Source organism: Streptomyces sp. NPDC045899, from assembly GCF_056431485.1.
Map to the genome: position 1 here is coordinate 28,164 of NZ_JBWKKP010000024.1, position 24,836 is coordinate 52,999.

Below are 24,836 nucleotides of genomic sequence, written 5' to 3' on the forward strand. Positions count from 1 at the left end.
CCCCAACTGCCCCCCCCCACCCCCCCCCCCCCCACCCCCTCCCCCCCCCCCCCCCCCCCCCCCTCCCCTCCCCCCCCCCCCCCCCCCCCCCCCCCCCCCCCAGGGCCGTTCTCGCGGTGCTCAGTTGGCGATGCCGACGGGGTGGACCTTGATCTTGTCGTCGTACGGGCCGGCCAGCTTCAGCGCATCCGCGGGCCACTTCAGGGACACGCTGTGGGTCTCGTTCGGCGGCGTCACGATGATGTGGGTCGGGGACGCCAGGCTGTCGCCACTGAAGTCGACCTCGTACGAGATGCTGAAGGTGGCGGTGTCACCGGGCTTCAGATCGGTGACACGGGGCTGCTCACCACCGCGGTGGACCGGGGCGGACGTGCCATCGATGTCCTTCAGGTCGACGCCCGCGAATCCCGTAGCCGAGCAGGTCTTCTCACCCTTGTTGGTCATCTGAACGGTGACGTCACCCACCTTCTCGTCGGGCGAGCTGTCCACAGCCTCCATCATCAGATCGTCCGCACGGCAGAACTTGCCCTTCGCTCCGCCCTTCGCCGAACCATCTCCGGAACCCGACTCGTCGGCGCTGTCCGGCTGGGCATCGCTGCCCTGCGCCCCGGCAGAGGAGCCGGCGCTGCTGGCCCCGGCCTTAGGCTTCGAGGCGGTGTCGTCGTCATTGTTGCAGGCGGTCACAGAGAGCGCGGCAGCTGCGGTTAAGGCCGCGGCGGCAACGCGCACGGTGCGGCGACGGGCGGTGCGGATCGTGGTGCTGGAGCTCATATCGGATTCCCCCCAGGGAAAGCGGTGTCGGTCTGTCCTCGGAACAACACCCACTCTGGTCCGGGCCACTATCGCCACACTGCCGCCCCACTAACACCCCGCCAAGACCACTGCGCGTCCCTCTTCACATCAACGCTCGCCCCTGCGTCACACGGCACTACGTCTCCGCCTGACTACCTATTCGGGGCGGGCTCCTGGGGCCTGTTGCGAACGGATCGTCTGTCAGACCTGCCTGAGATGCTCCGAGCATGGAGATGACCGTACAGCTGACGATCGACTGCTCCGATCCGCAGAGGATGGTGACTTTCTGGGCCGAGGCCCTGGGCTACGTGCCTGAGCCTGCGCCGGGCGGACACCCCACGTGGCGTGCTTACTGGGCGGCGATGGGGGTGCCCGAGGCGGAGTTGCCGACCGGTGCCGGGGATATTCCGGAGTCGATCGTCGATCCCGCGGGACGCGGGCCGAGGGTGTGGTTCCAGCAGGTTCCGGAGCCGAAGGTCGCCAAGAACCGGTGGCACTTCGACCTGAAGGTCGGCGGGGGCCGTGACGTCCCACTCGACGTCCGTACCCAGCGGGTCAGGGCTACGGTGGAACGGCTGGTCAAAGCCGGTGCCACCGTGCTGCGGATCAAGGATGAGCCGGACATGGGGTTCTTCGCAGCCGCTATGCAGGATCCCGAGGGCAACGAATTCGACGTCGTCTGAGAGCTGTTGCGACGGTGCTGGTCACAGCCACTGGTTCGCGGTTGATCCCGCACTCGACCGCATGCCGCTGCCTGTGGTCGTCGTTGTCGAACTTCGGCGGACGCCCGCGGCTGGAGCCACGCCCCAGCCGGTTGCGGACCCGGTCGGCGAGCACCGGATGGTGGCTCAGGCCCTTGGCGCCTGCCTCGGCCTGGAGCCGGGTGAGAATCCGGGCCCAGGTGCCGTTCCCGCTGCCGGCCCCGGAACAGGTCAGAGACCCGCTCCCGCGGGCGGAGCTTGTCTGTTCCGGGCGATGGCTTCCGCGGTCCGCGCTACCGGCTGAGCGCGTCGAGGGTGGCGTGGAGGTCGGTGGTGCGGAGCTGGTTGTGGGGCAGTTTGGCGAGCAGGGCGGCCATGCCGCAGGTATCGGTGAGCGCGGAGAAGACCAGACCGCTGCCGATGGCCCCGGACAGCCAGCGGGCGGGGCGGTAGCGGGTGCCCAGGGCGAGGCCGGTGACGACGAGGGATCCGGCGGCGAGACGGACCTGGCGTTCCATGGGCCAGGCGGCCTTGGTGGTGTCGTCGCGGTGGACGGGGTGGCCGTGCTGGATCCAGGCGGTGGTGCCGCCGGCCAGGTTGGCGGAGGGTATGCCGGCGGCGGCGAGTTGTTCGCAGGCGGTGGTGGAGCGGTTGCCGGAGGCGCAGACCATCAGCAGCCGGCCGTGGGCGGCGGCGTTCTTGAGGGCGGGCAGGGCGGTCTCGAGGTGGTCCAGGGGGATGTTGTGAGCGCCGGGGAGGCGGCCGGAGGCGTATTCGCCGGGGGTGCGGACGTCGATGACGGTGTAGTGATGGAGTTCCTCGGCGGCCCGGGCCGGGTGGAGGACGGTGGCGGTGTTCACGGGGCGGAGGTTCCTTTTCTCGGTGGCGGTGTCGAGCGGGCTAGAATACCCATGGGGGTATCGATTCTGGAGGCAGTGTGGAGCTGGAGATGGCGGCCGATGAGCTGAAGAGTGTGCTCAATCGGCTGCGGCGGGCTCAAGGACAGATCGCCGGGATCATCAAGATGATCGAGGACGGCCGGGACTGTGAGGACGTGATCACGCAGCTTGCGGCGGTCTCCCGGGCGCTGGACCGGGCAGGGTTCGCGATCATCGCGACCGGTCTGCAGCACTGCCTGGCCGAGGGCGGGCAGACCCCCGCGGACCGGGAGCAGATGCGGGCGCGGCTGGAGAAGCTGTTCCTCTCCCTTGCGTGAGGGGGGTCATGTCAGGGCGTCGGCGAGCATGAAGGCGGCCACGGCCAGCAGCAGGATCGCGAACACCCGCTGAAGGCGCCGGCCGGAGACCTTGGCGGCGAGGCGTTTGCCGTCCCATGCGCCCAGGATCGCGGCTCCGGTGAACGGGCCGACGACCGCCCAGTCGAGGGTGACGGCGGCGCCGGAGCGGGTGGCCAGGGAGGCCAGGGAGTTCACCGTGATGACGAGCAGGCTGGTGCCGACGGCCACCTGCATCTCGAAGGCGAGGACGGTGACCAGGGCGGGGACGGCGAGGAAGCCGCCGCCCACGCCCAGCAGGCCGGTCAGGGCGCCCAGCCCGGCGCCGGTGCCCGCCGCTTTCCCCGCATGCGCGCGCCGGCCGGTGGTCTCGGCCTGGGCGGCGGGTCGCAGCATGCGGGTCGCGGCCAGGGCGGCGACGGTGGCGAAGGCCGCGGTGAGGACTGCCTGGGGCAGGCGGGCGGCCGCGGCCAGTGCGGCGGGCAGGATCCCCGCAGCGCCGAACGCCGTTCCGGCCCGCCAGCGCACATGGCCGGCGCGGGCGTGCGCGTACAGCGCGGTGGCCGAGGTGGCGGTGACGATGAGCAGGCTCGCGGTGGTGGCTGCCGCGGGGGTGAAGCCGAGCAGGTAGATCAAGGCGGGGACGGCCAGGACGCTGCCGCCTCCGCCGAGGGCGCCCAACGCCAGGCCGACGACGGCCCCGGCGGTCAGGGCCAGGATCAGGGCGACGCTCACGCTATTCGGCCGCCCTGTCCGTCCTCGCCGACGACCGGAAGCCCCGCGGCCGTCCAGGCGTTCATGCCGCCGGTGACGTCCACGGCGTCGATGCCGCGTGCGTCCAAGAGCTTGGCGGCCTGCTGCGAACGGTGTCCGGAACGGCAGACCGCCACCAGGGGCCGGCCCTGCGCGGTCTCGGGCAGGGCGGCTCCGGCCAGCAGGCGCGCCAGGGGCAGGTGCAGCGCACCGGGTGCGTGCCCCGCCCGCCACTCCAGGGGTTCTCGGACGTCCAGCAGGACGGCCGTCCCGTCGGCGGTGCGGGCGTGGGCCTGCTGCGGGGTGAGTCGCGTTCGACTGCGGCGGAAGAGGAACATCACATACCTTCGCGGTCTGCGTGAGGAGGCGGGGGTCAGGGGCGGGTGACGGTCAGGCCCGCGTCGGCGGCGGCGTCGAAGCCGTCGTCGACGGCGACGACCCGGCGTCCGCTCGCGTCCAGGAGGGATGCGGCGATGGCCGCGCGCATGCCGCCGGCGCAGTGCACCCACACGGTGCCGTCCGGGACCTCGCCGAGGCGGCCGCGCAGTTCGTGGACCGGGATGTGCACCGCGCCCGCGATATGGCCCTTGGCATGCTCGGAATCACGGCGCACGTCCAGCACGACCAGTTGCTCGCCCCGTTCGCGGGCGGCGGCCAGAGCGGCGAAGTCGGCACGGGGAAAGGAGGCGAGGGCCTGGCCCGGTTCCACCCAGTCGGCCGGGCCGCCGGTGGCGGCAGCGGCGGGGCGGTCGAGGCCGACCCGGACCAGCTCCCGCTGGGCGGCGGTGATCTGTGCGGGGGTCTCGGCGAGGAGGGTGACGGGCTTGCCCCAGGGGATCAGCCAGGCCAGGTAGGTGGCGAGCTTGCCCTCGCCCTCGAAGTTGAACGAACCGGCCACATGACCGTCGGCGAAGGCGACCCGGCTGCGCAGGTCCACCACCCACTCGCCCTCGGCCAGCCGCCTGGCGATCTGCCCGGCGTCGGCCGGCTCGGGCGGGGTGAGGTTCACGGGTGCGGGCCCGGCGGCGTTGGCCGGACCCATGTGCGCGTAGTAGGCGGGCACATCGTCCAGCCCGGCCAGTGTGCGGGCCACGAAGGTGTCCACGTCCAGCTTGAACGCGTCATTGCTCGCGCGCTCCTTGCCGATCGTGGTGGCGTCCCCCTCGGCCTGCGAGGACGAGCAGAAGCTGCCGAACCCGTGGGTGGGCAACACCGGTACCTCGTCGTCGAGTTCGTCGGCGAGCCGGTGGGCGGAAGCGTGCTGAGCACGCGCCAGCTGCTCGGTCAGCCACGGCTCCACCAGGTCCGGGCGGCCCACCGAGCCGATGAGCAGGGAGCCGCCGGTGAAGACCGCCACGCCACGGCCGTTCTCCTCCAGTACGTAGGAGGTGTGGTGCGGGGTGTGGCCGGGGGTGGCGATCGCGCGCAGCGTCAGGTGGCCGTCCACGTCCACCATGTCGCCGTCCGCGACCGGAGTGCGGGCGCAGGAGACCGCAGCGGCGGCCGGGACCAGGTAGCGGGCGCCGGTCAGGCGGGCCAGGTCCAGGCCGCCGGTGACGTAGTCGTTGTGCACATGCGTCTCGGCCACGTACGCGATCCGCACCCCGCGCAGGGCTGCCGCCGCGAGGACCCGGTCGATGTCGCGGGGCGGGTCGATCACCACCGTGGCGGCGGCGCCACCGGCCAGGTAGCTGCGGTTTCCCAGGCCCTCGGTCTCGATGGTGTCAATGAAGAACACGCGGTTGCTCCTTTCGACTGGCATTTACCCCCGGGGGTATATCTCGAGCCTAGCATGGGTACCCCCGGGGGTATTTTTGGCGCCCTGGAGCAGCCGCCCTCGCCCAGTCGACGCCGCCGGCACCGCGGTCCACCAGGCACCGGCCGCCCAAGCCGAACGCGCCATCGGCCTACTGCTGCCCTGCAACGTCGTCGTCCGACATGACGACCACACCCCGGTCCAGACGGGTGCGGGTGGAGCGCATGGTGACCGCTCCCGTAGCCGGACCGGACCACTCCGTCCGCGGGCCGCCGGACACACGCACAGCGGGGCCCGCACCCAGGCGGGTGCGGGCCCTGCTCACTCAGGCGGCCTGCCCGTCAACGAGAGCCCTTCCTCACACACCCTCATCGGACCGCTCCCGGCGATCAGGCTGCCCAGCGGTACGTCGGCCCCCACCGCTCTCCGCTCGCCGCGCCAGACCGCCGCACCTTCGTGATGGTGGCCGGGTGACGCTCAGGGCTCGTCATCGACGGCGCCGGGAGCCAGCGCCGGGGCGGGGAAGGCGTAACGGGCCTCGGCGCCCGACCACCACACACCGATGGCGAACACCGCGGCCGCCTCCAGCAGCGCGGCACGGTCCAGTCCACCGCAGGGCAGCGGGGTGCAGCCCATCGAGGTGATCAACTCTGTCGTCAGCGCGGTGGCGGACGGAGCATCGGTGCAGAAGGGCACGCTCAGCGGCACGGCCTCGAAGCCCGGTCGCGGCAGGGTCCAGATGCTCTCGTGCGGGATCCCGAAGACCTTGGCGACGTGGGCGTCCGGTGCGGCTGCCGCCAGGCGTACGGCGATGGAATCCGTGCCGCCTGCCGTGGTCAGGGCGGGGCCGTCGGCGCCAAGAGCCATCGGCACCGTGCAGTCCAGCACGGTCCGCCCGGACAGGGCCGGAGCCAGTTCCGCTGCCAGGGACGGCGCGATGTCCGCGGGTACGGCGACCAGTACTGCCTCGCCGTAGCGCGCCGCGTCGGCCAGACTGCCGTGGCCGGCGGCTCCGGCAGCGTCCGCCGCCTTGGCCGCGGCCGCGGTGTCCCGGCCACCGACCATGACCTCGTGCCCGGCCCGTACCCAGGCCCCGCCCAGCGCTCTGGCCATGGCTCCCGTACCGAGGATGCCGATACGCATCGTCCTGACCCCGCTCGCTTCGTTGAGGTCATTCGTGTCGTGGAATGTCATGCCGGGGACACTAGGTAGCCCGATACACACCGCTCGGTGCGCATCAGCACGGCAGGATGTCCCCATGACAGCGCCCGCAGAGCACAGAGAGCCCCATGAGACGCGCGATCTGGGCGGGGATCCCTTCGCGGCGGACTGCCAGGCACGGATCGCCTTCGAAGTGCTGGCCAACCGCTGGGACAGCGTGGTGGTCTACGTCCTCGGCGAACGGGGCCCGATGCGGCCACGCGCACTGCTGACCCGGATCGGCGGGATCAGCCCCAAAGTCCTCAACGAGGCATTGCGGCGACTGGAGTACAACGGCCTGGTGGAACGCCGCCGTTACGCCGAGGCCCCGCCCCGCGTCGACTACACACTCACCCAGGCCGGCACGGCCCTGCTCACCCCGATCCGTGCCCTGGGCGCATGGGCCGCGGACCACGCAGACGCGGTGTTGGCGGCCCAGGACCGTTTCCACCGCGCCTGATCCGTCCGTGTGCCGGAAGGCCATGATGACCAAGGCGGAGTCTTCGCGCGCTTGCGAACGCCGGACCACCAGGTCTCCGCGGCCTGGTGGTCTGTGGCTCTCGCGCACTGGGCGGAGCGGGGAGGCTGATACACATCCGCGCCGAGGGGGCTCAGTCGGACGGGTTCTCCCCCGGTCCGTCCGCTCCGGAAGTCAAGATCGATTGTCAGTGGTGGATGAGACGGTAGGAGCATCACGTTCGGAGATTGAGGGGGAAGCTGTCATGTCCGGAAACCAGAACTACATCAACCACGTTGCTCTTGTGCTGGATGCCAGTTCGTCGATGTCGCACCTGAGCCGCAAGGTCGTAGACGTGGCCGACCAGCAGATCGCCTACCTCGCCCGCCGGTCCAGGGAACTGGACCAGGAAACCCGTGTCACGGTGTACGTCTTCGCGGACAAGGTGGAGTGCGTCATCTACGACAAGGACGTCCTCCGGATGCCCTCGCTCAAGCAGCTGTACCGGGCCGGTGGAATGACAGCTCTGCTGGCGGCCGCGCTGAAGTCACAGCGGGAGCTGGCGCAGACAGCGCAACTGTACGGTGACCACAGCTTCCTGACCTTCGTCCTCACCGACGGGCAGGAGAACGCAAGCCATCGCTGCCCCGACGCTCCGTCCAGGGATCCGCGGGAACTGGTCGAGTCCGTGGCCGGGATGTTCAACGCACAGGAGGACAACTGGACCCTGGCCGTTCTCGTTCCGGACCAGATGGGCAAGCGCGAGGCCATGCAGTGCGGCTTCCCGAAGGACAACATCGCCATCTGGGACGCGACGAGCACACAAGGTCTGGAAGAAGCCGGGCACGTCATCCAGCAGGCCACCGAGAAGTTCATGGTGGGCCGCACCAAGGGCATCCGGGGCTCGCGGGCCGTGTTCTCCACCGGCGCGGAAGCGGTCAACCAGGACACCATCAAGGCAGCCGGCCTCGCCCCGGTGAACCCGTCGACGTACCAGCTGATCCCGGTGACGCGTGACGCGGCGATCCGGGACTGGGTCGTCGAATCCGGACACACCTACCGCACCGGCGGCGCGTACTACCAGCTGAGCAAGTCGGAGAAGGTCCAGGCACGCAAGCAGATCGCAGTGCTGGAGAAGAAGACGGACCGGGTGTACACGGGGCCCGAAGCCCGAGCTCTGCTCGGCCTGCCGGATGTCGAAGTCCGCGTCAAGCCCGACCACAACGACGACTTCACGATCTTCGTGCAGAGCACCAGCGTGAACCGCAAGCTCATACCGAACACACGGCTGCTGCTCATGCTCTGACGCTCTCTGACGCTGCGGAAGCCTCCCGGACCTCGGGGGGTGTCTCCCCGGCACCCGCCACGAGGGCGGGCGTGGGGCTACCTACCAATCCCCCCAGCACAGGCCTGCCCAGCCCGGTCGTGGACGGGCACCGCCACGCGTGGCTCTGTTCACAAGAACGGGCAGCACTTCGACACCGGTTCGGGAGGCGGCAAGCGGTCGCGGGCCGGCCGGAATGTTCACGAGTTCCGACAGCACCGAGGCTTGCTGGAGGGTCCCCGTGACCCTGACGCGGGCCCGGTAGAAGCCCGCGGGCCGGTCCGCCTCAACACCTATGGCGCTGCCGGGTGCGAACCAGCCGGCTACCCGCAGTTGTCCGGCCGGAGCGAGTGGACCTTCGCCTGCGTGAGCGTGGTGCGCCTGAGCACCTGAGCCCGGATGAGCCGGACCGTGGGCGGGATCGGCAGAGTGACGGGGGTGCGGCTCCACCGAAGCCACAGCGCCAGGTGGCCAAGCTCGGCGGCCTGGACGAGCTTCTCGAGGGACCACTCCTTCGTACCCCGATCCACCTCGATGCTGATCAGCCGTCCCTTACCCGAACGGTGCCGCAGTTGCAGGTCGAGGCGCCCGGTCCGGTTCTGCCGAGTGGCGGTGGGCAGCTCTACCTCCCGCTGGACTTCGTATCCCTGGTCGGTCGCCCAGTCGGCCACCGAGTCGGTGAAGAAGGCGGTCACCTCGGAGGTGGACAGGTCACTGAACTGCTGTCGATTGAGCCAGGCCCGCAGGGAGCGGGCGGCGGCGTCGAGCCCGGCTTCTGTCATGAGCGACAGTCTGCCCTGCGGGCCTGACAGCTCGTCACACTCCCCGCCGTCCCTCGCCCTGGCCGTCCGGCGGATGGGTACACGAGGTGCCTCCCGTTCTCCTGAACATCGACCACGGCTCGGATGGTGCGCCTCCCGAAGCGGTGAACATCTGCTGCCAGAACTCGTCAACAAAACTACTACGCGGTATCCGCGGCGGGGGCGGGCTCTGCTGGGCCCGCCCCGCTGCAGAGGCAGGGGGCTCACTCCTTCTGGGATTCCAGCGCCGCCAGCGTCTGCGGTTTCCCGAAGACTGATGCGATGTGATCGGCCACCGTGCCGGCGCCGACGGGCACTGCGAACTGCTGCCGATGGCGGCGTACTTGAGGATGAGACCTCGGGCGTCGGGGCCGGCCCCGGCCACCGTCGTAGCCCTCCCCGGCCGTGGCTCAGAACTCTCTCATCATGGAACGCTTCGCCTCGGCCACTGTCCGGGCGACGATCGTTGATGCCGGCAGCACCTCGTGGATGAGCCCGGCGGACTGCCCCGCGTACAGAGCCATCGAGTCCACATCGCCGGTCATGCCAACCAACGGTACCGCGTCCTGGTAGCGCAGATACTGGGCGCCTTCGGCGTCCGAGGCGACGATGTCCCCCTCACCCGACCGGGTTGAGAGCGGCGAGTCGGCTGCTTCCCAGGAGTTCAGTGTGCTGTTACGCAGGGACCGGTGTGGGGCGTTCGGCCAGCCGCCGTCGAAGCATCCGGTGTAGTACGCCTCTTCGGTAACGGCGTCGACGATACGGCGGTGGTAGGTGTCGTGGGTACGGGCCTCCGTGGCGGCGAGGAACCGTGTACCCATCCACGCGGCCTGAGCTCCAAGCGTCAGAACCGCCGCCAGGCCCCGACCGTCGGCGATCCCGCCTGCGGCAATCACAGGGAGCGGGTACACGGTATCGACCACTGCCGGCACCAGTGGGAGCGTTGCCGTGAGGCCACGCACATGCCCGCCGGCCTCCCACCCCTGCGCCACCACGGCATCGGCTCCCGCGTCGGCGGCGTGACGCGCCTCGTCCGCGGATCCGACGGCGTGCAGATGGACGGCGCCCGCAGCATGAATACGGTCGGTGCAGGTGGCCGGGTCGCCCCAGAAGGTGGAGATGACCGGTGCCCGGCGCTCCAAGCAGACTTCCAGCCTGTCGGCGATGGGGAAGTCGAGCACCAGGTTGACGCCGAAGGGGCGGTCGGTCAGCTCGCGGACCCGTTCGATGGTCGGGGCGATTTCCTCGACGGGAGTCCACGTGAGCGCAAGCATGCCGAGGCCGCCGGCGTTGGAGACGGCGGCGACCAGTTCAGGGGATACCGCGGAACCGATCGGTGCCTGGACGAGGGGTACGTCGATCCCGAGTCGGCGGCACAAGGGGGTGGTAAGCGAGGAACGGTGTGAGTGTGCGGGCATGCGTGGGCTCCTCATCGTTCGGTGCGGGGCGTCGGTGACCAAGCGGTCAAGTGGGTGTCGTCCTGGACAGCTGCATGCTCAGGTCGAGTACTGGGGCGCTGTGGGTCAGGGCTCCTGCGGAGATCTTGTTCGCTCCGGTCTCGGCCACCGGCCGCAGCAGTCCGGGAGTGATGCCTCCGGAGGCTTCCAGAATGGCTCCTCTGCCGGGGGCTTTCTCCTCCCGGGCCTTGATGACCCGTCCGATTTTCGGTGTCCGTCATGTCGTCGGCCGCAGACGTCGCGTACCAGTTCAACGAGCCCCGGCTCCCCAGCTCATGTCGCGGTGTGCTGGTACGACGGTTGAAACGGCGGGTTGACGGGCCGTGGGGCCTTGGATCCGAAGACGCGGGGCCGCATGTGTGCCTTCGATCACGAGGCACCCCGGGGGTGAGTCGGAAGAGGAAAGGTGGTGGGATGGACGAGGCCGGGCCCGTCGAGCCGTTACCCGTAGGGAAGTGGTGGGACGCCGTCCGCGTCGCGTCGCCCGCGGGGGAACGCGCGCTGGGCATGCTGGGCACCGACACCGGCGCCGTTATCCAGGACAGCTACGGCACCCTCTATTGGCTCGTCGCCATCGGCTCTGCCGCCAGCTGGCACCTCCACGGGAGCCGGGCCGTGACAACTGTGCAGCAGACCCAGCCCGTGACAGATCCGGAGTGGCGGGTGCCTGACGACTGCCGTGCGTGCCGGGCGGTACGCGCTCCCGTCCATGGCCCCGTCCGCACCCGCCCTGAGCTCGACGACTACGAGTGGGCATGCTGTGGGTCGATAGCCGCATGGGCCCTGGACCATCCTGATGATCCAGACAGTTCCCAAGTTCTCTCCACAGCCACTACCCGTCGCTCCGAATGGCTGCGTTCCTACCGGGACAGCTTTGGCTTCCTCTGCCTGGTCTTGCGCCAGACCTCCGGCTGATCTGGACCGACCCCACTGCTCCGGCCTGGCCGTGATCCCACGCCTCGGCGGGATCACAGCACCACATGCAACCTAGCGAGCGACCAGAGTCCGTCGTCATGCTGAGGCGTCGGAAACCGTGCCTACAGGAGCCCCGGTTCGGCGTGGGCGACGAACCGAGTCAGGCGTTGCTCCAGCAGCTCACAAAACTGCCGCATGTCATCGGCCACCCTGTCGAGTTCGGGTTCGTCCAATGATGCCGTTCGTGTCCGGTAGACCAACCCGCCAGGAACAACGACATATGACAGACCGCCGCCATTGGAGCCGATGACCAGGCCGCTGGCTCTCTGGTCCGGTTCGACATCTACAGCGCCGTACTCCTTGAGCCTCAGAAGGACATCACGTGCCGGGTCGATGAAGTAGCCGTTGCCGACATCCGCCCAGGTGACCTCGGCGATGCTCTCGTAGAAAGTAACCAGGTCAGCAGGGACGAGTCTCACTCGGGCAAGGAGGCGAGCCGCAACCTGATCGTCGTGGTCAGCTGGCCGTACATCATTCGCGCCCGGGGGAAATCCGTGCCGCCGCTGGAACTCGTCTGTCATCTCCTTCAGGGCTTCTGAGACTCTGCTCGCCCACGAGGCAAGCCAAGTCGGCGACACTGAACGTCACTCATGAGGCTGGATCATGGCATGAACCACAGACATCCACGAGGGATCAGCAGCGCAGAGTTCAGTTGCCGGCGCAGGGATGAGCAAGCGTCAGGCCGACCGGAATGCTCCGATGAGCCCTGCCGACACGGTGGCAATTTCGCCTTCGGAGGCCCTGCCACCGGGGGCACTGAGCGGGCCACGACGACCAAGGTCACCTCGCCCTATGGGAACCAACCCTCAGGTGGGACCGACTGCATCCGCGACTGACCCGGCGGGCGGTGCGCCTCGACCACGACGGACCGCCGCCCATCCTCGGGGCACCACCTTCCGCCTGGTCACCGGTGGGGGGTGGGCTGCTGATCTGCCGAGGGTGACCCCTCGCAGCGAGGTCCTTGTTTGACCTTGACACGGTGACAAGGCTTTCACTGCTCGTCGAGGAGGTGGTCTCGGTGACGGTCACGCGAGAGGACCCGGATGCGACGCGAGTGCTCCAGGGGTTGGAGGACAGCCGTTCGTCCCTGCGGCTGCGAGCCGCACTGGCGGCCGGCACGACGCCGGATCCCGGCTTCGTCGACAAGCTGATCGAGCGATGCGCGGTCGAGCCCGAGTTCTTCGTCCGCGACATGCTGACCTGGGCGCTCACCCGCCACCCGGTGTCCGTGACGCTCCCCGCGCTGATCCGCGAAGTCTGCTCGGAGCGTGCGCAGGCACGGAGCCAGGCGCTGCACACACTGTCCAAGATCGGGGACCGGCGGGCATGGCCGGCGATCTCGTGGGCGCTGTTGTCCGACGCCGACGACGAGGTGGCGCGGAGTGCGTGGCGGACCGCGGTGGTGCTGGTGCCGGAAGGTGAGGAGTCCGCGCTGGCCGGGGCGCTGGCGAGGCAGCTCGGACGCGGCGGGCGCGAGACGCAGTTGAGTCTCAGCCGGGCCCTGGTCGAGCTGGGGGAAGTGATCGTGCCGGCTCTGCGTACCGCGACGGCGGATCCTGACCCGCGCGTACGCACACACGCGCTCGCCACGAAACGGCTGCTGCGCGAGCCGGACACCGGATTCGAGTTCGCGATCGAGGAGGCGAAGCGCTTCGTGGCCCTCGGCGGGACCGGCCAGGAGGGATGATGGGGACGTGTTGATCGGCGAGGTGGCGCGACGGTCCGGGGTCAGTGCCCGCATGCTCCGGCATTACGAGTCGCTCGGTCTGGTGCGCCCCTCGGGTCGTACGGGCTCCGGATACCGGGAGTACTCCGGGGAGGACATCCGGCGGATCTTCCATATCGAGAGCCTGCGGTCCCTGGGGCTGTCGCTGCGCGAGATCGGGCACGCACTGGACGATCCCGGCTTCACGCCCTCAGCGCTCGTCGGCGACCTCATCGCTCAGACACGCGAACGCATCGCGGCCGAGACCGAGCTGCTCACGCGGCTGCGCCGGATCGACGCCGCTGCCCCTGAAGGCTGGGAGGACGTCCTCCAGGTCGTTGCGCTGCTCCAGGCACTGGAGTCCAAGAGTGCCGGCACACGCCAGCGCGCGGCCCTTTCGTCGGTCGACGAGGTTCCGGTGCCGGTGGAGGCCCTGGTCCAGGCGGTGCTGAACGAGACGGAACCGAACGTTGCCGGAGCCCTTCGATGGGCGCTGGCGCGATCGGGCGACGACGGTCCGGCACTGCTGGCGGAGGGCCTTGCCTCACCGGTGGCCGTGGTGCGGGAACGTGCCGTGCGGTCCCTGGCCGAGTTGCCCGGCGGTGAGGCCACCGCACATCTGCGGCGCGCCCTCGCACACCCCGACGTCGTGGTCCGCGGGTACGCGGCTCTTGCGCTCGGGCCACGTGGAGTGGCCGATACGGTCCCGATCCTCATCGACATGATCGTGGATGGGAGGAACGACACCGATGCGGCCGATGCGCTGAGCGTGCTGGCCGGTGACACCGCGGGAGCGGAGCGGATCGCGACCGAGCTCGTCGACCGCCTCGCCCACGACACCACCCGAGCGCCCGCTCGCGGACGGCTGACCCAGGCGCTGGCCGCCGTCCCGGGGACGACGGCGTCACGTGCCCTCAGGGAGCTGTCGCACGACGAGGACCGTGCCGTTGCGCTCACCGCGACCTACCTTCTTCGGCTACGCGGCACACGGTGACGGATCGTGCGGTCCGGAGCCCCTCTGCCGACGGGGTGGCCGGAGGCCGGCAACGCGATCCGGCCGCGGTGAAGCCCGGCACACATCGCTGCGTGTTCGACGGCGCTGCTCGGGCGGCAGCGTCAGATCCACTGCCCATCGCGTCACATGGTCGGACACTCGGGGAGCCGGCCTCAGCCGCGTGACGCCGTCCTCTGGGCAGCATCGGGCAGCACGATGGCCTCGACCGCTCTCATGAGGCGATCTCCCGCCTGATCGATGCTCCCGTTCTGAGCGCTGATCTGCGCGCCCTCGAGGAGGAAGGTGATCGCGGCGCAGGTCTGCTCGGGGTCCGGCAGACCGGCCCGTGCGCACATGGCGGTGAGTCTGCGCGCCTGCCCGGTCTTGTGGCTCTGGATCAATTGGCGCGCCGGGTGCGCCGGGTCGGGCAGCTCGGCTATCGAGTTGATGAAGGGACAGCCCCGGTGTGTGATCGCCGGAAGTCCGTCGGCGATGAACTGAGCCAGGCCGAGCAGTTGAGCGCGGGCGTCGCCGGGGTGCTCTTCTTCCACCTTGTCGAAGGCTGCCGTGTAGTCATGGGTGACGATGCGCAGCCACTCGACGATCAGGGCGTCCTTGGACTCGAAGTGCCGGTAGATCGCCATCTTGGTGGTCTTGGCCCGATCGGCGATCGCCTGGAGGCCGACTCGCCCGATGCCCTCTTTGAGGAAGAGCTCCTCGGCGGCGTCGAGGATGCGCTCCCGCGGGGGCAGCGTCGCCACCCTCGTCGGCCTTCTCGAGGTGGCTGTCACGGGGTTCCCCTCCGCTGTGCGATCGGCGTTGTCGCCCTGTCCCATCACTGCTACGGTACCAAACCATCCCTGGTGATACCGATCGGTATCACGTAAGGCTATGCCGTATCGCCATGGCATGAGGAGAGCGTGACAGTGAAACTTTCCGAGTACGTGAGCTTCGACGCGGTGGGGCTCGCCGACCTGGTCGCCCGCGGCGAGGTGACACCCGCCGAGCTGGAGGCCGCGGCACATGAGGCGGTGCGCGTGGTCAATCCGCGGATCAACGCCGTGGCGGAGACATGGCCCTCGGATGAGACAGCGCAGAACGAAAGAGGACCACTGGCAGGGGTGCCCTTCCTGATCAAGGACCTGGGCGTCTCGATGGCGGGCAAGCGCATGGAGCTGGGCAGCCGCCTCGCAGCCGGCCACATCGCGGAGGCCGACTCGTCCCTGATGCGACGGTTCAGGCAGGCCGGACTGGTGACGCTCGGACGTACCACCACACCGGAGATGGCCTACAGCATCACGACCGAACCGGTGCTCTACGGGGCCACGCACAACCCCTGGGACATCGAACGGAGTGCGGGCGGTTCGAGCGGAGGGGCAGGTGCCGCCGTCGCCGCCGGGATCGTCCCCGTCGCGCACGCCACCGACGCCGCGGGATCGATCCGCATCCCGGCCGCCTACAACGGGCTGTTCGGCCTGAAGCCCACCCGGGGGCGGATATCCATGGGACCCGACGTGGACGAGATCTTCAACGGGCTCGCCGTGCAGGGCAGCGTCAGCCGCACCGTGCGCGACAGTGCTGTCCTCCTCGACCGGATGAGGGGGCCGGAACCGGGCGACCCCTACTTCGCCGCCCAGCCCGAGCGGCCGTACGCCGAGGAGGTCGCCCGGCATCCGGGCGCGCTGCGGATCGGCGTCCTCACCCAGCCCTGGGGAGGCCGCCGTACCACCGCGCCCGTGGCCGACGCCGTCGCCACCACCAGGCGACTGCTGGAGTCACTCGGTCACCACGTGCACGAAGCGGACCTCGACCTGGGAGTCGGCTGGGACGAGTTCATCCTCGGCAACGCCGTCCTGTGGACCGCGAACCTCACCGCGTGGATGGATGACCTGGCGGCCGCCTTCGGCCGTCCCGTCGACGCCACCACGGTGGAGAACGTCATCCTCGCCAGCTACCGCTACGGGCAGCAGGTCACCGGCGCACAGTTCGTCAACGCACTGACGATGCGCAACCGCGTGGCCCGAAGCGTGGCACGGTACTTCGCCGCGTACGACATACTCCTCACCCCGACCCTGCCCGAGCTGCCCGTGCCCCTGGGAACCTATGCCGAAGGAGCCGACGAGCTGGACGGCCTCGGATGGCTGACCCGCCTGCTCGACCGCTCCCCCTTCACCGCGGGTTTCAATGTCGCCGGCACGCCCGCCATGTCGGTGCCCCTGGCGTCCGACACCGCCACAGGCCTCCCCATCGGCCTGCAGTTCGCCGCCGGTTACGGAAGCGAGGACGTCCTCTTCCGCCTCGCAGGACAGCTCGAACAAGCCAGCCCCTGGAACCAGCGGACCCCCGCGGTATGGGCGGGCCACGGCGACAACACCTGACGAAGGACGTCGCCCCCGCAGAGGTGTGCCAACTTACGGCCGAACCACCAGCCACCACACCGGCCCGCCTCCCGGCGCAGCTGAAGCTCCCGGGCTTCAGCGCACCGATTGCCAAAAACGGAGGAACTCGCTGGCGACAGCGCCGCCGGATGTGCAAGCCTCCTCATCCCAGATGCCGACCGAGAAGACTTCGATGACCCGCGACGACGCCCTCGATCGGCTCAGAAACATCGCGCGTGAGAGGGCATTCGATGGGCACGTCGGATCTGACAGGCTCATTCAGGCGGGTTTGGACGCGCTGATTGCCGGAGTTGAGAGCCCGTCCCTCGCCATGCTGGCCGGCCTCCTTCGGGGCGAAGAGCCCGAAGCGTCAGCGCTCTTCGACCAGGTGCTGGAGGAGCTGGGACTGCTGTTCCACCCACCTGACGACCCCGAGGCCGCGAAGTGGGCGATGGCCCGCTGGATCGCCGTCCAGATCGCCGACGGATCCCTGAATCCTGCCGTCGGCACGTACCGCATCTGGGCAGATATCGCCTATGACCTCGGCTACCCCGACGAGTTGGAACCACTGGTGCACTGCGCGCACAACCTGGACGTCTGGGAGGAGACCTGGGGCGTCTCATGGGAAGAGCTCAGCAGAGAAGCGATCGACGCGGCGAAAGCGTTCTTGAACGAGCGGTCAACACCAAAGAAGTGACAGCTTGCTTCCGTCAACAGAAGTCCTGTCCTATCGAAGTTGGTCGTCTGCATGGCGCTGACCTGCGTGGACTAGGTGTATCGCCCACGAGCGTTGTTGACAATGCTCAGGGGTTCGCTTCGTCCGGTTTTCGGGAGCTTGCCCGAGGGTGATGTTGCGGCGTGACGCGAGTCCTGCCCTACATCGCTGCGGGGTGGTTCAGTCGTGTGCGCGGGCACTCGTGTCATCGTCGCTGCGGTGGGCCTGCCGGGCGGACCAGGCGCTGGCGTCCTGGCTGTAGCGGATGAGGAACTGGGCGAACTGCATGCGCTCGGTCGGCTCCCATGCAGCGGTGATGTGCTCAAAGATCTCGCGCTGCTCGGAGGCGAAGCGGCGGCGCTCGGTTTGGCCGGCCTGAGTGAGTTCAAGGACGGTGCGGCGGCCGTCTGCCTGGGATGCGGATCGCCGCAGCAGTCCGTCGGCGATGCAGGCGGCAATGGTGCGGCTCGCGACGGGCTGGGTGACGCCCATCTCGGCGGCGATGCCGCCGACCGTCATCTCGCCGGGCGCGTCCGCGACCACGTTCAGGACGAGGTTGCGGGTCAGATCCCTGCGTCCGCCCGAGGTGCGCCGCCGCAGCCGCGACAGGGCAGGTCCGACCTGATCGAAGAGGCCCTTGCCGGTCTCCCGGGGCGTTGACGAGCTGCTCATGCCGCCCATCCTAGGGAGTTTTGGTCGACATACATAACCATTCCACTACGCATGTACATAGCTTTAGGTATACATTGGGATGGAGGGTCGTACTCCAGGATCGAGGTAAGTCATGTCCGTGACCGCTATTGCTGGTGCCCGGGTCTTCGACGGCGAGAAGCCGCTGGGGGTGACCACCGTGCTCGTCGAGGGCGGGCACATCGCCCGCATCGGCGGCGACGCCCCAGCAGGGGCCGAGATCGTCGACGGCAGCGGCGCCACGCTGGTCCCCGGCCTGATCGACGCGCACGTCCACACCAGCCGGGACGCGCTGGCGTTGGCGCTGCGGTTCGGTGTGACGACCGAGTTGGAGATGCAGGGCACCAACACGCGGGCCAACCGGGCCCACATCAGCGAGGACGATGCCGTCGCTGACGTGCGTTCCTCCGGTTTCGGTATCACCCCTCCGGGCGGCCACCCCAGTGAGCTGTTCCCCGAGGGTTTCCGTCCCGGCCCTCCTCCCGGCGCCAAGCCTGCAGGAGAGCCGCCGTTGATGCCGTTCTCCACCACCCCCGAAGAAGCCGTTGCATTCATCCCGCAATTGATCGAACGCGGCTCGGACTACATCAAGTTCATGGTCGACGACGGCAGCGTCGAAGGGCATCCGGGCCTGCCCATGCTTGACCAGGCCACCTTGAACGCCGGCGTGGCTGAGGCCAAGAAGCACGGCATGCTCACCATCGCCCACGCCCTGACCGTGGACGCCACCCGTATGGCCATCGAGGCGGGTATCGACGGCTTGGCCCACCTTTTCATGGACCAGCCCCACACCGACGAGATCATCAACCTGGTCAAGACCGCTGGAGTGTTCGTCGTGCCCTGCGTCGTCCTGAACGCCTCCATGATGGGCATCACCGGCAGCGACCTCGCCGACGATCCGCGCGTCGCCACCCGCCTCGATGCGGACTGGGACAAGGCCCTGCGCTCCGCCTTCGGCCACTACCCCCAAGGCAAGATCGAAGACGTTCTGGCCACCGTCAAGGCCCTCGCCGACGCAGGCGTGGACCTGCTGGCCGGCACCGACGTCTCCCTGCCCCTGCCCTTCCTGGGCGGGCTCGCCCACGGCGCCAGCGTCCACCACGAACTGCAGTACCTGGTTCAAGCCGGCCTCACCCCCGCCCAGGCCCTGCGCGCAGCCACCGCCACCACTGCCCGCCGCTTCGGCCTCGAAGACCGCGGCCGCATCGCCGAGGGTATGCGCGCCGACCTCCTCCTCATCGACGGCGACCCCACCAGCACCATCTCCGACACCCTCAACACACGCGCCATCTGGCGCCGCGGCACCCGACTCGCGGCCTGACCCCGCCGCCCACCGCACAGCGCCATAGGCCGCCGACCACCGGGTCGGCGGCCTCACGTGCCTGCGCTCCCCGCCTGAGCCCAGACGGCTGATCAAGATCCGCACCACAGCAGAGGTCTTCGTGTCCCACCCCAACGCCCGACTGACCGTCCACGGCAGACGACTTCTGATCGACCGGGTCCGATCCGGTCGCCCCGTCGCGCACGTAGCCGACGAAATGGGCATCTCCCGCGCCACGGCCTACACGTGGGTACGTCGCTGGCGCACCAAGGGCGACACCGGCCTGTTCGACCGCACGAGTCGGCCCCGGACTACCCCGCACCGCACTGCCTCAGACGTCGAGAAACAGGTCTGCGCGCTGCGGCGCGAGCGAAAGCTCGGCCCCGCACGGATCGGTCCGATCCTGGGCATACCCGCCTCCACAGTCCATCGCGTGCTCACCCGCCACGGACTGAACCGACTGCGCTGGATGGACCGGCCCACCGGCCAGGTAATTCGCCGGTACGAACGCGCACGCCCCGGCGAGCTGATCCACGTCGGTATCAAGAGACGACCGACGCGCGCAAGGGCGGCAGCCCCGTCATCGGATACAGCTTCGTCCACACAGCCATCGACGACCACTCCCGGCTCGCCTACAGCGAGGTCCTGGCCAACGAGCGCAAGGAGACCGCAGCCGCGTTCGGGCGACGCGCGAACGCCTTCTTCTCCGAACACGGCATCACCGTCGAACGCGTCCTAACCGACAACGGCTCCTGTTACCGATCCAAGCTGTTCGGCCAGACCTTGAGCGTCGCTGGCATCGTCCACAAACGCACCCGACCGTACCGCCCGCAGACGAACGGCAAGGTCGAACGCCTGAACCGCACGCTGCTCGACGAATGGGCGTACGTGCACCCGTACTCCAGCAACGCCGAGCGCACCGCAGCTCTCGTGGAGTTCCTCCACACCTACAACCATCACCGCTGCCACACTGCACTCGGCGGCCACCCGCCCATCAGTCGAATCAACAATGCCACGGGCGTCAACACGCTCGCTCGTATTCGACCTGGTCAAGGGGGTTCCCATCGCCGAAGTCAAAGGTACGGGCGGTTCCGCACTCGGTGAAGCCACACTTGCTGTAGAAGCGACGGGATTGTGGGGTGTCACGCAGTGTCCACAGGTGAACCCGGGCGAAACCGTCGTCGCTCAGGGAGCGCAGCGTCCCGGTCATCAATGCGGCGGCGACCCCGCTGCCCCAGCTGTCGGGGTGACTGTAGAAGGTGAGGATCTCGGCGAGACCCGGCCGAGCCGAGGACGGACGGTAGGCGGACATTGCCAGAGGACGGCTCTCGTCTTCGGCCAGCAGGATCGTCGCCGCTCCCTCCGCGAGCCTCTGGTGCCATCGCATCCGCCTGCTCCGGACCGCACGCGCGGCGAACTCCGCATCGAAGAAGGGGGCGTAGGCCGCCTCCCAGGCTGCGGCGTGGATCTCACCGAGGACATCCCCGTCGCGGGTGTCGGCGCGACGAACATTGAACATCCGGTCACTCTATCCGGGACACGTTCGGCGTGTCCCAGGGGCGGCGGGCCCATGCGGAAATGGTGATTTGTGGAATGTCGATGAAGGCAGGGTCCTTCAGGAGGTCCGAGAACGCGGTCAGGTCCGCTGCGGTGATGAGCCCGTCGGCGATGAGGTCCGGGGCTGCCTGGGTGATGAGGGGAAGCCAGCGGTCCTTCTCGAGTCCGCCGCCCATACGGCCGAGGTTTCCGGAATAGGACACTGCGCTCAGCCCACAGCGGGCGAGGTGGGCGGGAAGGCCACGTGCCCACGTCATGTCGGCCCCGTGCTCACGGTACTTGCGCTGATAAGCGTCCAGGAGCCGCTGGACGAGGGGGAAGGGCGAGGTCTCGGCCGGAAGGTGATAGGGCTCTTCGACGACGAGCCAGCCGCCGGGCGACAGCCAGCCCGCGGCCCGCCTGATCAGCTCGTCCCGCCTGGGCAGATGGCAGAACAGGTAGCGGGCGTGGATGAGGTCGAAGCTGCCCGGCGCGTAGTCCTCCTCGCAGATGTCGGCTTTCTCGACGTGGAGATTCGCGGCTCGGCCGGCGTCCAGGTAGCGGGTGTCGATGTCCGCGGCGACGACGCGGCCGTCCGGGCAACGGTCGGCAAGCCAGTAGGCGATGGACCCGGCACCTGCGCCCAGTTCCAGGCAGTTCCAGGATGGTTCGATGCGGAGGTCTTCGATGAGGCCGATGGTGAAGGCGTCCACCTTGCGCTGGATGGACTCCAGACGAGCCCGCTCGCCCGCCGTGTCCTCTCCCATCCGGGCAGAGATGGAAGGCGCGTTGGTGTTCATGACGGCATCCCTCTTCTGTCGTGGTGTGGGGGACGGACGGCGAGCGTCAGCATGCCTGCCGTTCCACGGACCGCCAGTCTGGATCTTGTACGGCATGGTGTCCACGAGCCGGCCGCGGGGGCAGAGTTCGGCCGTCGACAGTGAAGCGCAGCCATCCGCGGCACGCGCGGATCGCACCCGAGCAACCCTCTGCCATGTCCGTCGGCAGCGGTGCCGTGCGACTCAGACCTCGGGAAGGGACGGATCGGGCGCCCAGGGGTTCGGGGCGGTGATGGCCCAGCGTTCGTGGTCCCGCCAGTCCCCGTCGATGTAGAGATAAGCGGGGGAAACCCCTTCGTAGCGGAAGCCCAGCCGCTGGACCAAGGCCAGAGACGCCTTGTTCCCCGGCTGAATGCTGGCCTCCAGCCGGTGGAGCCGCAGGTCGGTGAAGGCGTGCTGCAAGGTCACGGCGAGCCCCTCGGTCATGTACCCGTGTCCGGCCGACGGACTGAAGGCCGCGTAACCGAGGGACGCACCCTGGTAACGGCCCCGGATGATCGAGTTGATGTTGACCATGCCGGCGGCTGCGCCGGTCTCCCGGACACGGACCAGGAAGCCCAGGTTGGTGCCGTCGTCGAAGCGACGCATCCAGGCCTGGAACTCCTCCGCGGTCGCCGGCAGCTGCATCCACGGCAGGTGCAGCTCGGAGCTGGCCCGCACCAGGGTGCAGAACTCGTCCTGGTCGGAGGGGGTGAGCGGGCGCAGTTCGACCCGCGACGGCATCTTGAGCATGGGCCAACGGTAGAACCTGTGAGGGTGGGTCACCAGAGTGATCCACTACCGGGGTGTGATCAGGTGCTCACCCCTTCTTGGACGTCGCCAACCCTCGGATGGGCGATGGGTTCTATGCGTGGCTGGGCGAGTGCGGCGTAGTCGGCGCCCGAGATGGCCACTGAGCGGTCGAGGCGAGCGGCGTTGAAGTAGAGCTGTGGTCGGGCAATGACCTCGGGATCGGCAACGAGCTGCAGATCGGGGTCGAAGGCGAAGGGAAGCACCGTGCCGGGGACGGCATGGGCCAGTCGTTCGGCGGTGGCAGCGTCGCTGAATCCGACGTAGCGGGCGTTGAACAGCGAGCGAACGGCATCCAGGTCGACACGCCGGTCTCCCGGCACCACCGCCAGCACGTGGCGGGTGATCCGTCGGTCGGTCTTGACCCTGAGGATGATGCACTTCGCCGCATGCGAGGCCGGGTGCCCGCGCAGCGCGCTGACCGAGTCCGTGGTGCCCTCCGCTTCGTGGTCGATGAGCCGGTACGGCGTCCGAGTGGTGTCGAGCAGGGTGATCAGGCGCTGGTAGGTGTCATGACCGGGCACGCTTCATCCTCTTTCGCGGTCTTCGCTGCGGTGGTGCGGTGGGTTCGTTCGAGGGCCTGACCCCAGTAGGTTCCGGCGACCATGAGCACGGCGCCGAGGGTGGCCCAGGGGGTGAGCCGTTCGCCGCCGAGGCTCACCCCGGTGGCAACGGCCCATATCGGTTCGGTCCCCAGCAGAAGGCTGGCCCGGGTTGCGGAGGTGCCCTGCACTGCCCAGGTCTGGGCGAGGAAGGCGAAGACGCTGCAGAACAGGGCGAGATAGATCAGCTGGGTCCAGGTGGTGGCGGTGCTGTGGGCCAGCTCAGGCAGGTGGGTGATGGCGGGCGGCAGGAACAGGATCGAGCCGACGACGGTCTGGGCGGTCGTCAGACGCAGTGGGTCCATGGAGCGGCCCGCCGTGAGCCGTCCGACGAGCACGACGTGGCCGGCCCGGACGGCGGCGGCGACGAGAATCAGCACGTCTCCGAGTCGCGGTGCATGCAGCCCGGTGCTCGAGGTGAGCAGAGCGACGGCCAGGACGCACAGCCCGGCGGCGAGGAAGAACGTCCCCGGCAGCCGACGGCTGCCGGTACGGTCCAGCACCGGCGTCAGCACGATGGTCAGGCTGATGATCAGCCCGGCGTTGGCGGCGCTGGTGTGCGCCACCCCGTAGGTCTCCAGCACGAGCACCGCCGCCTGCGTGACTCCCAGCAGCGACCCGACACGGACCTCGGCTCGGGTCCAGCGGCGCGTCTGACGGCGGGAGGCGACCAGGGCCGCGCACGCGAGTGCGGAGATCCCGTATCGGGCGAACAGCACCACCATGACCGGGAGCGCGACGGTGGCCGTTTTGGCCGCGAGGTAGCTGGATCCCCAGACCAACGCGACCAGCAGAAGTACCGCATCGGTACGGCGGGCGACAGGCATGCCCCCACGCTGCACCCTCGGAACGTTGAAGGCCATCACCAATTTCTAAATCCAACCTGTAGCGAGACTACAATGTCAGGATGGATGAAAGGCAGCTCCGGATCCTGCGTGAACTGGGAGATCTGGGCAGCGTCAGTGCGGTCGCCGAGGCACTGCACGTGACGCCGTCCGCGATTTCACAGCAGCTTCGGCTGTTGCAGCGCTCGATCCCCGTCCCGCTCACCGAACGCGCCGGACGCCGGGTGGTGCTGACCGACGCCGGGCAGGCCCTGGCCGCGGCCGCCATCGAGGTGGAGACCGCCCTGGCACGGGCACGCCACACCATCACCGACTTCGCCGACCAACCCGACGGCGTCGTATCGGTGGCCGCCTTCCACAGCGCCGCCTCCGCGTTCTTCCCGCTCCTGCTACGCGGCCTCAGCGGCCCGGGCCGGCCCCACCCCGCGCTCGTCGACGAAGACGTCGCCCAGGACCGGTTCCCCGCCCTGACCCGCGACTACGATCTCGTGCTCGCTCATCGCCTCGACCACGCTCCACCCTGGCCGCGCACCGTGGCTTCGGCCACGCTGCTGCGTGAGCCCCTTGACGTGGCCCTGTCGGCCGGCCACCCGCTGGCCTCCAAGCCACTGCTTTCACCGCGGGACGTGGCGGACCAGCCGTGGATCACGGTCCATGACGGCTTCCCGCTGATGGCCACCATCGAGGCCATCGCCAGCGTCGCCAACCGCCGACTCGAGATCGTCCACCGGATCAACGAATTCGCGGTGGTCGCCGAGGCCGTAGCCGCTGGCGGCGGCATCGCGCTGATGCCCCGCTGGACTGCCCGCGCGCACCCCGACGTCGTGCTCAGGCCGCTGAGCGGAGTACACGCCCGACGCCACATCGACGTACTCCACCGGCCCGAGCGCACCGCCCGGAGCGCCGTCCGAACGGTCCTCACCGAGTTGCGCCACGCCGCCACACAGATCCAGGGCCGAGACGCCTGACCGCG

At 69.1% G+C, this 24,836-nt stretch carries 28 protein-coding genes and 2 pseudogenes; 13 read left to right on the plus strand and 17 right to left on the minus strand.

The annotated features are described in order from the left end of the window. Window positions 1-120: 120 nt before the first annotated feature. Window positions 121-771 carry a DUF4232 domain-containing protein gene (locus tag AC07FT_RS28560; protein ID WP_479178777.1) on the minus strand — a complete coding sequence of 217 codons (651 nt, stop codon included), beginning with the start codon at window positions 769-771 and terminating at the stop codon, window positions 121-123. 248 nt (window positions 772-1,019) lie between these two features. Here AC07FT_RS28560 and AC07FT_RS28565 point away from each other — a divergent pair, with 248 nt between their 5' ends. After that, on the plus strand, window positions 1,020-1,475 hold the full coding sequence (locus AC07FT_RS28565; RefSeq protein ID WP_479178779.1) for a VOC family protein: 456 nt from the start codon (window positions 1,020-1,022) through the stop codon (window positions 1,473-1,475). A 311-nt stretch (window positions 1,476-1,786) separates the two neighbouring features. On the opposite strand, the gene AC07FT_RS28570 is transcribed toward AC07FT_RS28565, so the two are convergent. Then, window positions 1,787-2,353, minus strand: coding sequence for a rhodanese-like domain-containing protein (locus AC07FT_RS28570; RefSeq protein ID WP_479178781.1), 567 nt, complete (start codon window positions 2,351-2,353; stop codon window positions 1,787-1,789). 77 nt (window positions 2,354-2,430) lie between these two features. Here AC07FT_RS28570 and AC07FT_RS28575 point away from each other — a divergent pair, with 77 nt between their 5' ends. Next, window positions 2,431-2,709: a metal-sensitive transcriptional regulator gene (locus tag AC07FT_RS28575; RefSeq protein WP_479178782.1), complete on the plus strand. Its 279-nt coding sequence runs from the start codon at window positions 2,431-2,433 to the stop codon at window positions 2,707-2,709. A 6-nt stretch (window positions 2,710-2,715) separates the two neighbouring features. On the opposite strand, the gene AC07FT_RS28580 is transcribed toward AC07FT_RS28575, so the two are convergent. Genes AC07FT_RS28580 through AC07FT_RS28590 form a run of 3 tightly spaced genes read right to left on the minus strand, consistent with a single transcriptional unit; the run spans window position 2,716 to window position 5,218 of the window. Then, window positions 2,716-3,462, minus strand: coding sequence for a sulfite exporter TauE/SafE family protein (locus AC07FT_RS28580; RefSeq protein ID WP_479178783.1), 747 nt, complete (start codon window positions 3,460-3,462; stop codon window positions 2,716-2,718). Continuing rightward, on the minus strand, window positions 3,459-3,818 hold the full coding sequence (locus tag AC07FT_RS28585) for a rhodanese-like domain-containing protein (RefSeq protein WP_479178784.1): 360 nt from the start codon (window positions 3,816-3,818) through the stop codon (window positions 3,459-3,461). Before AC07FT_RS28585 ends, AC07FT_RS28580 begins: the two co-directional genes overlap by 4 nt. Window positions 3,819-3,853: 35 nt before the next feature. Next, on the minus strand, window positions 3,854-5,218 hold the full coding sequence (locus AC07FT_RS28590; RefSeq protein ID WP_479178785.1) for a rhodanese-like domain-containing protein: 1,365 nt from the start codon (window positions 5,216-5,218) through the stop codon (window positions 3,854-3,856). Here AC07FT_RS28590 and AC07FT_RS28595 point away from each other — a divergent pair. Then, window positions 5,208-5,696, plus strand: coding sequence for a DUF302 domain-containing protein (locus AC07FT_RS28595; protein ID WP_479178786.1), 489 nt, complete (start codon window positions 5,208-5,210; stop codon window positions 5,694-5,696). The genes AC07FT_RS28590 and AC07FT_RS28595 overlap by 11 nt on opposite strands. Window positions 5,697-5,713: 17 nt before the next feature. Here the strand turns inward: AC07FT_RS28595 and AC07FT_RS28600 are convergent, their stop codons facing one another. After that, the gene (locus AC07FT_RS28600; protein ID WP_479178788.1) at window positions 5,714-6,430 is read right to left on the minus strand and encodes an NADPH-dependent F420 reductase; all 717 of its coding nucleotides are present in this window, start codon (window positions 6,428-6,430) and stop codon (window positions 5,714-5,716) included. 64 nt (window positions 6,431-6,494) lie between these two features. Here AC07FT_RS28600 and AC07FT_RS28605 point away from each other — a divergent pair, with 64 nt between their 5' ends. Further along, window positions 6,495-6,896, plus strand: a complete 402-nt coding sequence (locus AC07FT_RS28605) for a winged helix-turn-helix transcriptional regulator (RefSeq protein ID WP_479178790.1) — start codon at window positions 6,495-6,497, stop codon at window positions 6,894-6,896. A gap of 262 nt (window positions 6,897-7,158) precedes the next feature. Next, window positions 7,159-8,199 carry a vWA domain-containing protein gene (locus AC07FT_RS28610; protein WP_479178792.1) on the plus strand — a complete coding sequence of 347 codons (1,041 nt, stop codon included), beginning with the start codon at window positions 7,159-7,161 and terminating at the stop codon, window positions 8,197-8,199. Between the two features lie 341 nt (window positions 8,200-8,540). Here the strand turns inward: AC07FT_RS28610 and AC07FT_RS28615 are convergent, their stop codons facing one another. From AC07FT_RS28615 to AC07FT_RS28625, 3 genes are all read right to left on the minus strand, one after another. Further along, window positions 8,541-8,999 (minus strand): hypothetical protein, encoded by a 459-nt coding sequence (locus AC07FT_RS28615; RefSeq protein WP_479178794.1) that lies wholly within the window; start codon window positions 8,997-8,999, stop codon window positions 8,541-8,543. A 428-nt stretch (window positions 9,000-9,427) separates the two neighbouring features. Next, window positions 9,428-10,435 carry an NAD(P)H-dependent flavin oxidoreductase gene (locus AC07FT_RS28620; RefSeq protein ID WP_479178795.1) on the minus strand — a complete coding sequence of 336 codons (1,008 nt, stop codon included), beginning with the start codon at window positions 10,433-10,435 and terminating at the stop codon, window positions 9,428-9,430. A 46-nt stretch (window positions 10,436-10,481) separates the two neighbouring features. Beyond that, window positions 10,482-10,679 carry a hypothetical protein gene (locus tag AC07FT_RS28625; protein WP_479178906.1) on the minus strand — a complete coding sequence of 66 codons (198 nt, stop codon included), beginning with the start codon at window positions 10,677-10,679 and terminating at the stop codon, window positions 10,482-10,484. Between the two features lie 497 nt (window positions 10,680-11,176). Here AC07FT_RS28625 and AC07FT_RS28630 point away from each other — a divergent pair. Beyond that, window positions 11,177-11,389 (plus strand): annotated as a pseudogene (locus tag AC07FT_RS28630) (SAM-dependent methyltransferase); the annotation flags it as partial. 122 nt (window positions 11,390-11,511) lie between these two features. Here the strand turns inward: AC07FT_RS28630 and AC07FT_RS28635 are convergent. After that, window positions 11,512-11,970, minus strand: coding sequence for an SMI1/KNR4 family protein (locus AC07FT_RS28635; protein ID WP_479178796.1), 459 nt, complete (start codon window positions 11,968-11,970; stop codon window positions 11,512-11,514). 458 nt (window positions 11,971-12,428) lie between these two features. Between AC07FT_RS28635 and AC07FT_RS28640 the strand changes: the two genes are divergently transcribed. Both AC07FT_RS28640 and AC07FT_RS28645 read left to right on the plus strand, forming a co-directional pair. Next, a complete protein-coding gene (locus AC07FT_RS28640; protein WP_479178798.1) occupies window positions 12,429-13,136 on the plus strand; it encodes a HEAT repeat domain-containing protein in 708 nt (235 codons plus the stop codon). A gap of 7 nt (window positions 13,137-13,143) precedes the next feature. After that, window positions 13,144-14,148, plus strand: a complete 1,005-nt coding sequence (locus AC07FT_RS28645) for a MerR family transcriptional regulator (protein WP_479178800.1) — start codon at window positions 13,144-13,146, stop codon at window positions 14,146-14,148. 173 nt (window positions 14,149-14,321) lie between these two features. Here the strand turns inward: AC07FT_RS28645 and AC07FT_RS28650 are convergent, their stop codons facing one another. Further along, window positions 14,322-14,984, minus strand: coding sequence for a TetR/AcrR family transcriptional regulator (locus tag AC07FT_RS28650; protein ID WP_479178802.1), 663 nt, complete (start codon window positions 14,982-14,984; stop codon window positions 14,322-14,324). A 90-nt stretch (window positions 14,985-15,074) separates the two neighbouring features. Between AC07FT_RS28650 and AC07FT_RS28655 the strand changes: the two genes are divergently transcribed. Next, entirely contained in the window at window positions 15,075-16,526 is a 1,452-nt protein-coding gene (locus tag AC07FT_RS28655) for an amidase (RefSeq protein ID WP_479178907.1), read from the plus strand. Window positions 16,527-16,719: 193 nt separating this feature from the next. Then, window positions 16,720-17,223: a hypothetical protein gene (locus AC07FT_RS28660; RefSeq protein WP_479178803.1), complete on the plus strand. Its 504-nt coding sequence runs from the start codon at window positions 16,720-16,722 to the stop codon at window positions 17,221-17,223. A 198-nt stretch (window positions 17,224-17,421) separates the two neighbouring features. On the opposite strand, the gene AC07FT_RS28665 is transcribed toward AC07FT_RS28660, so the two are convergent. After that, on the minus strand, window positions 17,422-17,913 hold the full coding sequence (locus AC07FT_RS28665; protein ID WP_479178805.1) for a MarR family winged helix-turn-helix transcriptional regulator: 492 nt from the start codon (window positions 17,911-17,913) through the stop codon (window positions 17,422-17,424). Between the two features lie 112 nt (window positions 17,914-18,025). Between AC07FT_RS28665 and AC07FT_RS28670 the strand changes: the two genes are divergently transcribed. Both AC07FT_RS28670 and AC07FT_RS28675 read left to right on the plus strand, forming a co-directional pair. After that, window positions 18,026-19,252 (plus strand): amidohydrolase family protein, encoded by a 1,227-nt coding sequence (locus AC07FT_RS28670; RefSeq protein WP_479178806.1) that lies wholly within the window; start codon window positions 18,026-18,028, stop codon window positions 19,250-19,252. A 121-nt stretch (window positions 19,253-19,373) separates the two neighbouring features. After that, window positions 19,374-20,356, plus strand: a pseudogene (locus tag AC07FT_RS28675) (IS481 family transposase). Here AC07FT_RS28675 and AC07FT_RS28680 read toward each other — a convergent pair. The 5 genes from AC07FT_RS28680 to AC07FT_RS28700 all read right to left on the minus strand — a co-directional run bounded on the left by AC07FT_RS28680 (window position 20,274) and on the right by AC07FT_RS28700 (window position 23,845). Then, window positions 20,274-20,771 (minus strand): N-acetyltransferase family protein, encoded by a 498-nt coding sequence (locus AC07FT_RS28680; RefSeq protein ID WP_479178808.1) that lies wholly within the window; start codon window positions 20,769-20,771, stop codon window positions 20,274-20,276. The pseudogene AC07FT_RS28675 and the gene AC07FT_RS28680 overlap by 83 nt on opposite strands. A 4-nt stretch (window positions 20,772-20,775) precedes the next feature. Continuing rightward, a complete protein-coding gene (locus AC07FT_RS28685) occupies window positions 20,776-21,588 on the minus strand; it encodes a class I SAM-dependent methyltransferase (RefSeq protein WP_479178810.1) in 813 nt (270 codons plus the stop codon). Window positions 21,589-21,810: 222 nt separating this feature from the next. Then, on the minus strand, window positions 21,811-22,359 hold the full coding sequence (locus AC07FT_RS28690; protein ID WP_479178811.1) for a GNAT family N-acetyltransferase: 549 nt from the start codon (window positions 22,357-22,359) through the stop codon (window positions 21,811-21,813). 59 nt (window positions 22,360-22,418) lie between these two features. Then, window positions 22,419-22,940, minus strand: a complete 522-nt coding sequence (locus tag AC07FT_RS28695) for a YbaK/EbsC family protein (protein ID WP_479178813.1) — start codon at window positions 22,938-22,940, stop codon at window positions 22,419-22,421. Continuing rightward, window positions 22,910-23,845, minus strand: coding sequence for a DMT family transporter (locus AC07FT_RS28700; protein WP_479178815.1), 936 nt, complete (start codon window positions 23,843-23,845; stop codon window positions 22,910-22,912). Before AC07FT_RS28700 ends, AC07FT_RS28695 begins: the two co-directional genes overlap by 31 nt. Window positions 23,846-23,925: 80 nt before the next feature. On the opposite strand from AC07FT_RS28700, the gene AC07FT_RS28705 reads away from it, so the two are divergent. Continuing rightward, a complete protein-coding gene (locus tag AC07FT_RS28705) occupies window positions 23,926-24,831 on the plus strand; it encodes a LysR family transcriptional regulator (RefSeq protein ID WP_479178817.1) in 906 nt (301 codons plus the stop codon). The last annotated feature ends 5 nt before the right edge of the window (window positions 24,832-24,836 follow it).